This window comes from Microbacter margulisiae, assembly GCF_014192515.1.
Taxonomy (GTDB): Bacteria; Bacteroidota; Bacteroidia; order Bacteroidales; family Paludibacteraceae; genus Microbacter; species Microbacter margulisiae.
Genome location: NZ_JACHYB010000001.1, coordinates 864,487 through 879,460, shown reverse-complemented (window position 1 = coordinate 879,460; position 14,974 = coordinate 864,487). Strand labels below are relative to the sequence as shown.

7 protein-coding genes are annotated in these 14,974 nt (G+C 41.5%); 3 read left to right on the top strand and 4 right to left on the bottom strand.

Annotation, left to right across the window (positions count from 1 at the left end):
- The gene (locus FHX64_RS03630) at nucleotides 1-4,455 is read left to right on the top strand and encodes an efflux RND transporter permease subunit (RefSeq protein WP_183412470.1); all 4,455 of its coding nucleotides are present in this window, start codon (nucleotides 1-3) and stop codon (nucleotides 4,453-4,455) included.
- 73 nt (nucleotides 4,456-4,528) lie between these two features.
- On the opposite strand, the gene FHX64_RS03625 is transcribed toward FHX64_RS03630, so the two are convergent.
- The 3 genes from FHX64_RS03625 to FHX64_RS03615 all read right to left on the bottom strand — a co-directional run bounded on the left by FHX64_RS03625 (nucleotide 4,529) and on the right by FHX64_RS03615 (nucleotide 7,981).
- Nucleotides 4,529-5,029 (bottom strand): GNAT family N-acetyltransferase, encoded by a 501-nt coding sequence (locus FHX64_RS03625; protein ID WP_183412469.1) that lies wholly within the window; start codon nucleotides 5,027-5,029, stop codon nucleotides 4,529-4,531.
- A gap of 24 nt (nucleotides 5,030-5,053) precedes the next feature.
- Nucleotides 5,054-6,481 carry an alpha/beta hydrolase family protein gene (locus FHX64_RS03620; protein WP_183412468.1) on the bottom strand — a complete coding sequence of 476 codons (1,428 nt, stop codon included), beginning with the start codon at nucleotides 6,479-6,481 and terminating at the stop codon, nucleotides 5,054-5,056.
- Between the two features lie 393 nt (nucleotides 6,482-6,874).
- The gene (locus tag FHX64_RS03615) at nucleotides 6,875-7,981 is read right to left on the bottom strand and encodes a mechanosensitive ion channel family protein (protein ID WP_183412467.1); all 1,107 of its coding nucleotides are present in this window, start codon (nucleotides 7,979-7,981) and stop codon (nucleotides 6,875-6,877) included.
- Between the two features lie 333 nt (nucleotides 7,982-8,314).
- Here FHX64_RS03615 and FHX64_RS03610 point away from each other — a divergent pair, with 333 nt between their 5' ends.
- The gene (locus tag FHX64_RS03610) at nucleotides 8,315-10,225 is read left to right on the top strand and encodes a mechanosensitive ion channel family protein (protein WP_221202138.1); all 1,911 of its coding nucleotides are present in this window, start codon (nucleotides 8,315-8,317) and stop codon (nucleotides 10,223-10,225) included.
- Between the two features lie 8 nt (nucleotides 10,226-10,233).
- Here the strand turns inward: FHX64_RS03610 and FHX64_RS03605 are convergent, their stop codons facing one another.
- Nucleotides 10,234-10,902, bottom strand: a complete 669-nt coding sequence (locus FHX64_RS03605; protein ID WP_183412465.1) for a MarC family protein — start codon at nucleotides 10,900-10,902, stop codon at nucleotides 10,234-10,236.
- Nucleotides 10,903-11,654: 752 nt separating this feature from the next.
- On the opposite strand from FHX64_RS03605, the gene secA reads away from it, so the two are divergent.
- Nucleotides 11,655-14,954 carry a preprotein translocase subunit SecA gene (gene secA / locus FHX64_RS03600; protein WP_183412464.1) on the top strand — a complete coding sequence of 1,100 codons (3,300 nt, stop codon included), beginning with the start codon at nucleotides 11,655-11,657 and terminating at the stop codon, nucleotides 14,952-14,954.
- Nucleotides 14,955-14,974 lie beyond the last annotated feature (20 nt).

Genomic DNA, 14,974 nt, shown 5'->3' with positions numbered 1-14,974 from the left:
ATGCGAAGAAGAATTGGAGCGGTTGAAGCCGCTATGAAATACAAACAACTTGTTTTCTTGGTTGTTGCTTTATTCATTTTAATTGGTGGTTTTGCTTTGTATGATATGCCGCGGCAGGAATTTCCTACATTTACCATCCGACAGGGATTGATTGTAGGCGTTTATCCAGGAGCAACAGCCAAAGAGGTGGAAGAACAATTAACCACACAGGTTGAAAGATATCTGTTTAGCTTTAAGGAGGTAAACAAGGCAAAGACGTATTCCCATTCACGCGATGGCATGATGGTTATTTACGTGACTTTGAACGATAATGTGACAAATTCCGATGAATTTTGGTCGAAGTTGAGTTATGGCCTGAATAATTTGAAAGCACAGTTACCTTCAGGTGTACTTGCTCTGGTAGCCGATAATAACTTTGGAGACACATCGGCTTTGTTGATTACGCTTGAATCACAAAACAAGAGTTATCGAGATTTGGAACATTACCTCTACCGTCTGGAAGACCAGCTACGGAGAATTCCTTCCGTGTCAAATGTGCGTCATTATGGACTTGAAAAAGAGCAAATTGCTGTTTATCTGGATAAAAATAAACTGGATAAATATGGTATCTCTGAAAATACAATTCTGGCGACACTTTTTACGCAGGGGTTGCGCACTGTCGGGGGAACAGTGGATAATGGGAATACCACTGTTCCTATTCATGTATCCAGTCAGTATCAATCAGAACAGGATGTCGCCAATCAGATTATTTACAGTGATCCGTCTGGGGCAGTGATCCGTTTGAAAGACGTAGCACGTATTGTCCGGGAATATCCGAAACCGGATAGTTATATCCAGATTAACGGCAAAAAATGTTTGCTGATTTCCATGGAGATGCTTCAGGGCCATAATATTGTGAAATATGGGAAGGATGTAGAGAAAGTGTTGAAAGATTTTCAAAAGACATTACCTCCCGGAATCACTATTAATCGTATTGTGAACCAGCCACAAATCGTTAGTGATTCAATAGAAGTCTTTTTAAGGGAATTCATGATTGCTATTCTGGCCGTCATATTGGTGACCATGTTGTTGTTGCCACTCCGGGTGGCATCTGTGGCCGCCTCGTCAATACCCATCACCATTTTCATCTCGCTGGGCATTATGGATATCTTTGGCATGGAACTGAATACAGTTACACTGGCGGGATTGATTGTGGTGCTGGGTATGATTGTTGATAACTCTGTCGTCATTGTGGATGATTATATGCAGAAGCTGGATGAAGGTATGTCGAGATGGTATGCATCCATTGCCAGTGCCAAAGAGTTTCTTGGTGCTATTTTTGCTGCAACATTGGCGATCAGTATCACGTTCTTTCCTTTTCTGATTACCCTCAAAGGTGAGTTCAGAGACTTTGTTCAAATGTTCCCGTGGACAGTTACTATTACGTTGGGTGTATCATTGTTGGTAGCCATTTTGGTGATTCCTTATTTGCAGTATCATTTTGTCAAGACCGGATTTTCTGCAGGGACGAAAGAACCCAAGAAAAAGCATTTCGATTCGTTGAAACTGATTCAGACAACCTATGAGAAGTTTCTGATGCGTGCATTTAAGCATCCTAAGCGCACATTGTGGTTAGGTGGGTTAACCATTCTGGCAGGCGTGGTTTTGTTCATTTTTGTTCCGCAGCGATTGATGCCAACGGCCGAACGTAACCAATTTGCTGTTGAGATTTATCTTCCTGATGGAAGCGCCTTGCAACAAACGGCACTTGTAGCGGATAGCCTTCAGGATATGTTACGCAAAGATAACCGCGTGAAATCTATTACAGCTTTTATCGGAACAAGTTCTCCTCGTTTCCATACGGCTTATGCGCCCAATTTTCCATCGAAAAATTATGCACAGTTCATTGTCAATACGATTTCCAACGATGCAACGGTAGCATTGCTGAATGAGTACAGTGATAAGTATTCCCGTTATTTTCCAAATGCTTATGTTAGGTTTAAGCAGCTTGATTTCGAACCTGTACAGGCTATGATTGAAGTGCGTCTTTCGGGAAATGACGAAGCAACTTTGATGCAGACGGGGGATAGCCTACTGGCAAAAATGCGCATGATGAATTCCTTGCGTTGGGTACATACTGATTTTGAAACTCAGCAACCTATTGCCAAAGTTAATCTGAATAGTGTTACCGCCAATCAGTTGGGTATTACACAGGCAATGGTTTCGTCACAACTGGCTGCTAATTTTAACGGATTGCCATTGACGACAATATGGGAAAAAGATTATCCTGTTTCTGTAATGTTAAAAACAGACGATGCAGGACAACAACATGTGATGGATGTTGCAAATACCTACATTCATTCCGTGATTCCGGGTGTATCTGTCCCTTTACGGCAAATTGCAACAGTGACACCGGGTTGGACACAGGGACAACTAGTGCGTCGCAACGGAGTTCCTACATTGACGGTTATGGCCGATGTTGCCAGAGGGTTAAATACGAACAATGTGTTTAGCCAGGTGAGAAAAGTGGTCGAAACAGTTCATATACCTTCAGGAGTGACCCTCAGTTACGGAGGGGCACATGAATCGGATGCCGATACATTACCAGGCATTATTGAAGGATTGATAGCCAGTCTGGTCATTATCTTCCTGATCCTAATGTTCCACTTTAAAAAGGTTCGCCTTGCCCTGTTGGTATTTGGTTCTGCTGCTTTGAGTTTGTTCGGAGCCTTACTGGGCGTGTTGATTATGCATGTCGATTTTAGCCTTACGTCTATTCTGGGAGTGGTAAGTCTGGTAGGGATCATTGTCAGGAACGGAATGATTATGCTGGACTATGCCGAAGGATTAAGATATAAGCATAACGAGTCAATCATGACGGCTGCCATTGATGCGGGAAAACGACGGATGAGGCCTATATTCTTAACTTCTGCAGCTGCTTCCATGGGTGTGGTTCCCATGATATTAAGTCACAGTTCATTATGGAGCCCTATGGGTGTGGTTATTTTCTTTGGAACATTAACTTCCATGGTGTTGTTAGTGTTGATTTTGCCAGTAGCTTACTGGATGATCTATCGCCATCATGATATGATTGTGACGGAAGATAAAGTTTCTACAGCTACAAGTCCGTACATTAAACCGTTGATGATTGTACTTTTAATCATGGCAACAGGGTTTGGACACACTATGGCACAGAAATCATACAGTCTGGAACAATGTAAACAGTTGGCTATTAGCAACAATTCGATTGTGAAAGATGCCAAACTGGATGTTCAGGCGGCTAAACAGGTAAAAGCAAGCGCATTGACGAAATACTTCCCGTCAGTCAGTGCTTCAATGAACGGATTTTTGGCGGATAAACCATTGTTGAAAATGTCTATCCCGGGAGGTAACTTACCCGTATATAACGGAAATCCAGCTACTTTGCCTACTGCAACTCAATTTGCTTATTTTCCTGGGATAAATCTGAATTATTTCGACAAGGGAATGTTATCTACCGTTACGCTGACTCAACCAGTGTTTACTGGAGGGCGAATTATCAATGGTAATAAACTGGCCAGTGTGGGTATATCAGCGAATCGTTCAAAAGAAAAACTGGCTGTAAATGAAGTGCTTTTGCATACTGAAGAAGCATTCTGGCAGGTCAATACGCTGGGAGAAAAAATGAAGACACTCAACCGTTACAGTTGTTTCCTCGATTCGTTGTACAAACAAGCCAACGATGCTTATCATGCCGGACTAATCAATAGGAACGAGGTAATGAAGGTGATGCTAAAACAAAGTGAACTTTCAATGAACCGTCTGAAACTGGAACATGGTATTACATTGAGTAAAATGGCACTTTGTCAATATATTGGTATCCCGTATGATTCAGCGTTGGTTTTTACGCAAAACATCGATTCAATAGTGCTGCCGGAACATTTTTACGTAAATCCGCAACAAGCTCTTGCCAATCGCGAGGAATACAAGCTCTTACAAGATAATGTAAAAGCCCAAAAACTACAAACCCAGATTAAGGTAGGTTCTTATTTGCCTGAAATTGGAGTGGGAGTAAGCGAAGCATATTATAATTTTTCTACCATGAAAGATTTTAATACACTGGCATTTGTGTCGGTGAAAGTTCCATTGACCGATTGGTGGGAAGCTTCGCATGCCATTAAAGAGCGTCACATCAAGGAACAGATAGCGGCCAATGATCTGGAAAATAATTCGGAATTATTGACGCTGCAAATCCAGAAAGCATGGGATGAATTGGTGGAAGCTTATTCCCAAATTGGTGTTGCGAAAGTTACAGTGCAACAAGCCGAAGAGAATTTAAGGCTCAACCAGGATAATTTCCATGCTGGTATGATTAACATCTCGGATATGCTTGAAGCTGAAGCTATGCTGCAGCAATCCCAGAATGAGCTTATTGATGCAAAAACAGCTTATAAGACCAAGCAGATTGCCTATTTACAGGCCGTAGGGAAAAATTAGACATTGGTTGATGATATGTGGAGGCGAATGAAAAAGCGCCTTCACATTTTTCTGAAATAGGAGAATGTTTTGGTTAGTTGATCCCTGCAACTTTACTCCTACGTTCCAGAAAAGTTACATCACGCCATATGTTGTCCATTTTGCCGATCCGCTTTTTAATGCCGACAGTTCGGAAGCCGTGTTTATAATGCAATGCCAAACTTCCTTTGTTTTCCGGAAAGATCCCAGCTTGTAATGTCCATATTCCTTTTGCTTCCGATTCGGTTATTACGGCCTCCATTAATTTATCCCCGATACCTTTGCGTTGAAAATCAGGATTAACATAGATGCTGACTTCGGCCACTCCTGCATAGATGCACCGACTTGAAACAGATGATAACGCAACCCATCCTACGATTTGATGATTCATCAAAGCAACCAGTCTGCAATCTTTTCTGTGGGACTTATCCCACGTTTCCCAGTCTGGCACTTCTGTCTCAAACGTAGCATTTTTGGTTGCAATACCGGCTTGGTAAATTTTTGCAACTTCCTTCCATGATTTCTCTGTCATTTTCTCAATAATGACTTCATGCATATGGGTTGGTTTTTTTTATATTACTTATTTTTCCGCTACAGTCGGTGGTTGCAAATAGCGTCTGAAGAAACGGTAAAGCTTAATTAACGAAGCTTGTGTTTGAGGAACTGCATGACCGGTGCCATAATTAACTAATGTCTCTGTTGGAACCTTCAATGAATCCAGTTTTGCTTTCAGGTGGGCTATCTGATCCTGATAATAATGTTCATCGTTTGTGTTGTAAAAAAACAGTACCGGAGATGTAGCCGAAGATTTCACCAAATAGGCTGCCCCCATAGATTGCCAGAGTTTGTAATTATCCGTCATAGGGCCCCATGCCCAGGGACACCGGAGCCTTAAACCCGAAGCGTCATCTTCTTTCGGATCGTAGATAAGGGAGTAGTCAAAAACACCTGGTCCTAATGCTGCTGCCTGCACTCTGTCGGAAATTCCGATATGAAATCCTGCTTTTTCAAATGTTGGAACATAACGATCGCCGATAGCCATGGATCCTGCGGACGATCCACGGGAGAAGCCATAGATGCCGATCTTGCCTGACAAATTAAACCGGGATCCCAACCCCCGTAATGTACGAATAGCTGATTTTACCTTTTGGGCTACGTCGGGGTTGACTTCATATGATTTATATGTATCGTTACGTCCGTTCAAAGGTTTCCCTTTTCCCCAGGGACAGTATTTAGGATGGTCGGCGATTGCCCAAGCGATGCCATTTGCCGGCGCTCCTTCCAGAAATGAGTCATTGAATCCGGCAAATGTATAGGCAAGATTCATCCGTTGCTCCCTGTTGGTATTGATCAGCATCTTTTTGTTCGAATCGTAGGTGGCGTAGCTGTTACTATAGGAAAAGGACAAAACAATAGGTACCTTGACTGAAGTATTTGCGGGATAGATGACATCCATGTGTAACGTGTCGCCTTGGGTGTACTGTTCAGGGGTATTGTACACTTTCGGATTATCGATGAAGTAGGGGACATTGCGTGCAATCCGGTACCCTTCGAATAAAATATAAGATTCGAAATGGGAACAGTTGTGGTATCCGCAAAACGAACCTCTTCCTATGGAATCGTTGATTGCAATAATATCTTTGTTGATCTTCGGTGTGACGGCGTTCCTGTTGTGTGAATAATTCAGTTCGATCACCCGATAACCATGTGAACGTAACCATGCTACGTCTTTGGCATTACTGTTTCTTCCGATTTTATGAAAGCTCAGGTTTTCGAGATAAACAATGGTGGCATAACCTCCCGCAAAGTCTTTATGGGGCTTATCAGCTTCGGATGAGGTGTAATCAATGTTTTTCCCCGTAACTTTGCTGTACCATTTACCTGTTACTGCGAGCATGCTCCCGGGCATCATTAGCAACAGCAATCCAAAAATGATAACGGATTGAAATCGTATCTGCCATGCTTTTGTAGCCGAAAAGCCAATGAAGTGGTTTGTGTATTTTCCCATGATTGGTTTGAGGTTCAACCCGGCTAAATTTGTTTGTTTTTGTAACACACCCTGGTCTAAAAAGGAGTATGGCATTTGACGTGTACGTAACCGGTTCTTTTATCCCTCAAAGATCAATATTATATTTTAAGCTGGCAATGATTTTTATTTTTTTTAGTCACTCTTTCTCCGGATCGCTAAAAAATAGCTTTTCTATAGTACGAAAATACAATAAGGAGATCATTTTGAATCTGAGGAAGAAAATGATTTTCAGTAATTTATTTTACGTAGGGAAGAGGATTCTTAGTTGCCACTAATTTATTTTTGTTGTAAATATCTTCTCTGCTGAAACCGACATTCAATTTCTTTCAGGTGATTATATTTGCCGAAAGTTGTTTAGGTATTTGATATCCACTAAAAAATTGGATTTTGGAATGTCTCTCCGACTGTTTGTCCCGGATTAGGAGTGTCATTTTTGATTTGAATTTTGACAAAACAGTGTGGATAGTTCTTTTGGATGAAATCAATAACTTTTTCCCGAACCTCGACACGCAGATCCCAATTCCTTGATGCGTCGGTACTGCTCACCAGCACCCTTAACTCTTTGAATCGTTCGTTCGCATTGGTCACCTGTACATTTACCACCTTGCCATCCCAGTTGGCATTGTTTTTTAAAATCTCAGGAAGGAAATCCCGGAGCGCTTGTACAGGAAAATCGAAGCCGACATAAAAGAAGACAGTTCCCATTATGTCGGCACTGGTTTTTGTCCAGTTTTGAAAAGGTGTTTCCAGAAAATATGTAATGGGTAATACAAGCCGTCTCGAATCCCAAATTTGTACCACGACATAGGTAAGAGAGATCTCTTCTATTTTTCCCCATTCTCCTTCCACAATGACAACATCGTCGAGTCGGATAGGCTGTGTGATGGCGATCTGAATACCTGCTAAAAACATTCCAATACTTTTTTGTGCAGCAAAACCCACAATGACACTGATAATACCGGCAGATGTTAGTAAGCTTTTCCCGATCTCTTTGGCCTGATCGAACGTCATCAGGATTAAGGCAAATGCAACAATGCCTATAATGGCGTTTGAGATGCTTTTGAATACTTTTATTTGCGTCAGGTTTTTCCTGGCTTGCAGGTTGTTCGATATACGGATATCTATTTTGCGTTCCAGAAGGTAAACGCCCAATTTTACTCCCTTCATTAGTATCCAGGCAATTGATATAATAAGCAGGATAGCGTTGATATGCGACAGATACTGGAAAATAGCCAGATCGTGCAGAAAAACCAACGTAAACAGCTTGATCATTATCCAGATGAAGAATCCTAACAATGGATAACGGAACAGTTCTACCACAAAATCATCCCATGTGTTGGATGTTTTCTGGGCAAATCGCCTTAATCGTTGATAAACAAATTGATAGATAAAGAAGAATAGAATAAATCCGGTGAGCATAATGATCATTGCTTTCAGATCGAGCATAGTATTGGGCGTGGTGTCATTTGCTGTGTTCATAACAAGAGTAGTTTTAGAAAATGAATAGTACTACGAAGGGGAGGGCTGTAAAGCAGCCGGGAGCTTATCATCGGTTTCGTAACGGAAACGAAACCATCTATGCAAATATAACAAAATAATTTTGATGATCAAACTTTTTTAGCATATAACATGCTGATTTGTCAGATAATGATGGTTCCGTCACAACAACAAACTATTTGTTTTATTTTCTTTGTCAATAGCGTAAATCCCCTTTTACTTTATGTTTAACCTGAGTCTGATAGTGCAAAAACCATTTTTATATATTAACTTTACAAGATCAATTATAACATAGCTGGCATAAACCATATGAATATGAGAATATCCGGGATTTTCAAAAGGTTGCAGATTGCTACCCTCTGTTTATCTTTTTCACTGGTTGCCTTTCCGTTGTCAGGTAAGGAGCAATCCAAAGCGGTGAAGAGTGATACTTCAAGTGTTGTCCTGTTAGATGCTTATGAGTCGAAATTGGCATTGTTTGAAAAGCAAAGGGTTGAGGATTCCGTGAAACGAAGCCAGCTCGAAACGCAACTCATGTCGCTCAAGTCGGCTGACAATGCAAAAAAAGAGGTGTTGCAAAAACAGTTGCTTGAACTTCAAACGAAAGAAAAAGACCGGATAGCACAGAAAAAAGCACAGATAGCTTCTTTGCGGTTGAAGGTGAAAGGCTTTCCGGTAGCAGGTTTATTTAATGATACTCTGTTTTATGTATATAGCCGTCTGGGCAGTTTTTCGGCAAAAGATAGGGCAAATGCCATTTCAGAGCGCATCCGCGATCTTGGTTCCTATTTTATGTTCAGGGCTGATTCCCTGAAAGTTTCTCCTTCTGAAACAACCGTCGATATATCATTTGGTGACAAAATCATCCTGAGTGTGTCCGAGAATGATGCTCTGTGGAATGACACGACCCAGACGGGATTGGCGCAAAAATATCAGCAGATCATTGCCAATGAAGTTATAAAATATCATTCGGAGACCAGTTTTGGGATGCTTGCTAAACAGATTGGCATGGCTTTGCTTGTTCTCATTGTCGTTTTTACGATCATCTATTTTATCCGGAGGGGAACAAAGTTCTTGGTTATGCAGATTATCCAAAAAGAGAACACACTGATCAAAGAAATTAAGATTAAAGGCTATGTACTTTTTGATGCAAAACGGCAGATAAGAATATTGCTACGAACGGTAACTATACTGAAATGGATTCTTATCCTGCTGGTGATCTATATTGCATTGCCCATTATTTTCAGCATATTTCCCTGGACAAAAGGAGTTTCAACGCTGCTATTCGGGTATATTCTCAATCCGGTGAAACACATCGCGGTTGCTTTTTGGAATTACCTGCCCAAGCTGGTTACCATTCTTGTCATCCTCTTTATTTTCAGGTACATTCTTAAGGGACTCGGTTTCCTGAAGAACGAAGTGGAGAAAGGTAACTTACGTCTTCCCGGTTTTTATCCCGATTGGGCTAATCCTACCTACCAGATCATACGGATGTTGATATTGGCTTTTCTGGTGATCGTCATCTTTCCGTATCTTCCGGGGAGTGAATCTCCCATTTTTCGGGGAGTCTCCGTATTTTTAGGATTTCTTCTGACATTTGGTTCAAGTGGTTCGTTGTCCAATATTATTTCAGGATTGGTCATCACCTACATGCGATTGTTCAAAATAGGAGACAGGGTTAAGATTGGCGATGTGGTGGGTGATGTAATCGAAAAATCGTTGTTGGTCACCCGTATTCGGACCATCAAGAACGAGATTATTTCCATTCCGAACTCTACCGTGATGAGCAGCCATTCCATCAATTACAGCAGTGACGCTCCGGATAAGGGTTTGATTCTGCACACTACCGTTACGATTGGCTATGATGTCCCATGGAAAGATATGCACCAGGCTTTGATTGATGCAGCATTACGGACGAACCTTATCTTGAAGGAACCGAAACCATTTGTGCTGCAAACCAGTCTCGACGACTTTTATGTTTCCTATCAGATCAACGGTTACACCAAAGCTCCACAACAGATGATGCAGATTTATTCGGAGTTGCACCAAAATATTCAGGACGTGTGCAATGAACGGGGTATTGAAATCATGTCGCCACATTATCATGCGCAACGTGACGGGAATCTGACTTCTATTCCCGAACAATACTGGGCTGACGACTATGAACCTCCAACTTTTAAAGTCACAATGGATCAAAAGGGCAATATCCCTACCGGAAAACGGTAAATGATACTTTATCCGTGGATAAGATGCATGATTCCCTGAATGGCAATTTGCAAACCCACGCAGAAAATCAGGAATGCGCTCAATCGGTTAACGATTTTTTCACTGTGTGAACCCATATAGTTGATCAATCGGTTTGCGTTGACGTAAAAGAAAAAGATCAGAATGCAAATACCGATGATGGAGAGGATCAAAGCTCCCGAGTTGATGAGGTAAAGGGGCAATGACTTGGCTTCACTATTGGCACTCAGTGTAAATAGCACAGCGATAGTACCTGCTCCCGTTGTCATGGGAAAGGTGATTGGATAGAAGAGTTGATCCTGGATGGAAGTCAGGTTTGATTGTTGCGACAGGGCCGCATTCGCATTATTATCTTTGGGCTTGTCGGTTGATAGAAATTCCCACCCGATCTTACAAATCATAATTCCCCCTGCTAACTGGATTACCGGCACCGTTAATCCGAAAAGCTCCAGTATCCAATGTCCCACAAGCAAGGTGACCACACTGAGGACGAATGCGTACAACACGATACGTTTCACTACTTTCCTCCTTTCTTTCAGGGTTAAACTGGAAAAGTAAGGGTTTAGGATAAAAGCTGTCCCAATGGGGTTGACTACAGGGAAAAGCGCCACAAAACCAATAAATACGAGATGAAGAAAAGAATGCAGGTAGAGATCCATGTTGTTTGTCGTTTAACGTAGTGCTGGTTTTGATCTTACTTTGGCGATCTGCCTGCCTGTTGTGCAATTCTTATGTATGAATCAGGCATGGCAACCGAATTTTGATTCAAATGTACTCAGGAATCCATGAAAATCCAAACTCCTCGTTCCGGAATCCTTTACCGAGAAGCAACATAATGCTTGAATGGATTGAAATACTGAGCAAATAAAAGTTCAGTGGGAACAAGATTTTAATCTAATTCAATCAAACATCTCAGGATTATATACGTGTAACAAAATCAAACCACAAGTACAGTTGCTAACAGCCCAACTTCATAATGAGTCTCTTGCTATAAAATTTCATCTTATGTATCTACAAACTTTAAACTGTTGCAAACAGTTATTATTGCCGCCAGATGATGCTTTACGAAAACATCTATTAAGCGGGATTAGTCGAGATGACTAAATACACTTTTAGAGTCCATTGTTATTTACAAAAAGATGTTCTTCTCCACAATATGCTAACTCGGATAATACAACTTCTACAAGACAATCCGCTTTATTTTCCTGATTTAGCCTATCTCTGAAACAGAGAAGAAGGTGAATGCACTTTCTTGAAAATATGCCGATTCCTCACCGAAAAAGTGTATCTTTGCCAGCAAAATAAAGAAAAATAGAGACCTAATAATTGTCCTCACGTCAGTGGTTTAACCAATATCGTTTCGTGTGTGGCTTTTCTTTTCTGAAAAAATATTCTAACATAACTGTTCATCATGGGGTTTAATGAGTTTTTAAGTAAAATGTTTGGCAATAAATCGCAACGGGATTTGCGTGAAATATTGCCGGTTGTTGAAAAAGTAAAAGAGGCATACGAAGTCATTTCAAAATTATCCAATGATGAAGTACGGCGTCGTACACAAGCCATAAGAGAAGAGATTCAGACCTACGTGGCTGAAGAAAATAATCGGATTGCTGAGCTGAAAGCGACCATTGAAAGCGAATCGCTCGAAAAACGGGATAAGATTTACGACGAAATCGATAAACTGGAAAAGAAAGTTCTGGACAAATATGAAGAGATTTTGGATAAAGTTTTGCCGGAGGCTTTTGCGATAATGAAAGATACAGCCCGTCGTTTTTATGAAAATGATACCATTGAAGTGACGGCTACTGATGCAGATCGTTTGCTGGCTACAAAAACGGATTTTGTACGCATTGAAGGAGATAAGGCTATTTATTCCAATACCTGGGTTGCCGGAGGAAATACGGTGAAATGGGACATGGTGCATTACGATGTCCAGTTAGTCGGCGGCGTTGCATTGCATAAAGGGAAAATTGCTGAAATGGCTACCGGGGAAGGGAAGACCTTGGTTGCAACATTGCCTGTCTTTTTGAATGCTTTAGCCGGTCGCGGAGTACATGTGGTGACGGTGAACGATTATCTGGCAAAACGTGACTCGGAATGGATGGGGCCGCTTTACATGTACCAGGGTTTGACTGTAGATTGTATCGATAAACATGATCCAAACTCAGATCCGCGGAGAACTGCTTATCAGGCTGATATCACGTTTGGAACCAATAACGAGTTCGGTTTTGATTACTTGCGTGACAACATGGCCAATAGCCTGCTGGACGTTGTACAAAGGGAACATCATTATGCCATTGTCGATGAGGTCGATTCTGTGTTGATTGATGATGCACGTACCCCTTTGATTATTTCGGGTCCGGTACCCAAGGGAGATGATCAATTGTTTGAAGAATTGCTTCCTAAGGTAGAGCGTTTGTATGAGGCACAGCGTGCTATGATCAATAAACTTTTAGCTGACTCGCGTAATCTGATGAAATCGAATAATGACAAGCAACGCCAGGAAGGTTCTTTGTTGTTGTTTCGTGCTCACAAGGGGTTGCCTAAAAATAAAGCTTTAATCAAATTCTTAAGCGAACAAGGCATCAAGGCCGATATGCAAAAAACGGAAACCTACTATATGCAGGATAATAACCGTGAAATGTATAAAGTAACCGATCCGTTATATTTTGTCATTGATGAACGAAACAACAGCGTGGAGCTGACGGATAAGGGAATTGACCTGATTACGGGAAATACCGACGATCCACATTTCTTTGTTTTGCCGAACATCGGCGAACAAATGGCTGAACTTGAACGGCAACATCTTTCGGCAGAAGAAAAACAGATGCATAAAGATGAATTGATTGCCGATTACTCCATCAAACAGGAACGGGTGCACACCATCCACCAATTACTGAAAGCCTATACACTTTTTGAACGGGATGATGAATATGTAGTTATCAATGGACAGGTGAAAATCGTGGATGAACAGACCGGACGTGTAATGGAAGGCAGGCGTTATTCAGATGGATTGCATCAGGCATTGGAAGCTAAGGAACGGGTAAAAGTGGAAGCAGCTACACAGACTTTTGCTACTATCACGCTGCAAAATTACTTCCGTATGTATCATAAACTGGCTGGCATGACGGGTACGGCTGAAACGGAAGCTGGTGAGTTGTGGGATATTTATAAACTGGATGTGATGGTTATTCCAACCAATCGTTCTATTTTACGTCTCGATCAGAATGATCGTGTTTACAAAACGAAACGTGAAAAATATGCAGCTGTTATTGAGGAAGTAAATAGCTTGATCAATGCGGGGCGTCCTGTATTGGTTGGAACAACATCCGTAGAGATTTCAGAATTGCTTAGCCGGATGTTAACCGGGCGTAAAATTACGCATAACGTATTAAATGCAAAACAAAACCAACGTGAAGCCGAAATTGTTGCTCAAGCTGGACAACGAGGGGTAGTAACGATTGCTACCAATATGGCTGGTCGTGGAACAGATATAAAACTCTCGCAGGAAGTGAGAGAAGCTGGTGGATTAGCTATTGTTGGTACGGAAAGACATGAAAGCCGTCGCGTTGACCGTCAGTTACGTGGTCGTGCTGGCCGTCAGGGTGATCCGGGATCGTCTGTGTTTTATGTATCACTTGAAGATGATTTGATGCGCTTGTTCGGTTCGGAACGTATTACGGGCATTATGGATCGGTTGGGATTCAAAGAAGGAGAAATGATTGAGCATGGCATGATTTCCAGATCCATTGAGAAAGCCCAGATGAAGGTTGAAGAAAACAATTTCGGCATCCGGAAACAATTGCTGGAGTATGACGATGTCATGAATGCCCAACGGACGGTGATCTACAAGCGACGTAACCACGCCTTGAACGGAGAACGGATTGAAATGGATATTCTGACCATTGTTAGTGAAACCGTTTATTCTGTTGTTGAGCAAACACATTCCATGCTCGATTATGAAGGTTTGCAAGGCGAAGTGATGTCTTTGTTTGCCATGGAGCTGCCTTTTGACGAACAAGAGTTCCGTTCAATGCGTCAGCGTGATGTTGTCGAAATTTTATATAGTAAAGCTCTCGAGACTTTTAAGCGTAAAATGGACAAACTGGCAGGGATTGCTTATCCTGTCATCAAACAGGTTTTTGAAACGCCAAACCAAACGTATCAAAATATTCTTATTCCGCTTTCTGATGGTCAACGGATGTATAACATACCTGTTAATCTTGAAGATGCATACAAAACGGAAGGAAAAGAAGTCGTTAAGGCATTTGAAAAGGCTATCGTATTGTTGACTATAGATGACGAATGGAAGGAACATCTGCGCGAAATGGATGATCTGCGTGAATCAGTTCAGAATGCAAGCTACGAGCAAAAGGATCCATTGCTTGTCTATAAGCTGGAATCGTTTACCATTTTCAAAGATATGATCGATCGTATTAATCGTCGCATTACATCTATTTTAATGCGTGGACAAATTCCTACGCGAGAACCGGAACAATTGCAACAGGCATCACAGGAAAAACGATCAGATTACAGTCACTACAAAACTCGTAAAGATAATATTGGAAATTCGGAAGATCCAACACAACAAGATACCCGCGAACAACAACGCCAGCAACCGATTCATGTGGAGAAAAAAATCGGGCGCAACGATCCATGTCCATGCGGTAGCGGAAAGAAATACAAAAACTGTCATGGGAAAGATCTTTAATGCAGAGGTTCATGTGATGT

What these genes read in the sequence shown, in the direction of transcription:
- FHX64_RS03630 (WP_183412470.1), top strand. Translation starts at nt 1, where the DNA reads ATGCGAAGAAGAATTGGAGCGGTTGAAGCCGCTATGAAATACAAACAA.
- FHX64_RS03625 (WP_183412469.1), bottom strand. Translation starts at nt 5,029, where the DNA reads ATGCATGAAGTCATTATTGAGAAAATGACAGAGAAATCATGGAAGGAA.
- FHX64_RS03620 (WP_183412468.1), bottom strand. Translation starts at nt 6,481, where the DNA reads ATGGGAAAATACACAAACCACTTCATTGGCTTTTCGGCTACAAAAGCA.
- FHX64_RS03615 (WP_183412467.1), bottom strand. Translation starts at nt 7,981, where the DNA reads ATGAACACAGCAAATGACACCACGCCCAATACTATGCTCGATCTGAAA.
- FHX64_RS03610 (WP_221202138.1), top strand. Translation starts at nt 8,315, where the DNA reads ATGAGAATATCCGGGATTTTCAAAAGGTTGCAGATTGCTACCCTCTGT.
- FHX64_RS03605 (WP_183412465.1), bottom strand. Translation starts at nt 10,902, where the DNA reads ATGGATCTCTACCTGCATTCTTTTCTTCATCTCGTATTTATTGGTTTT.
- secA (WP_183412464.1), top strand. Translation starts at nt 11,655, where the DNA reads ATGGGGTTTAATGAGTTTTTAAGTAAAATGTTTGGCAATAAATCGCAA.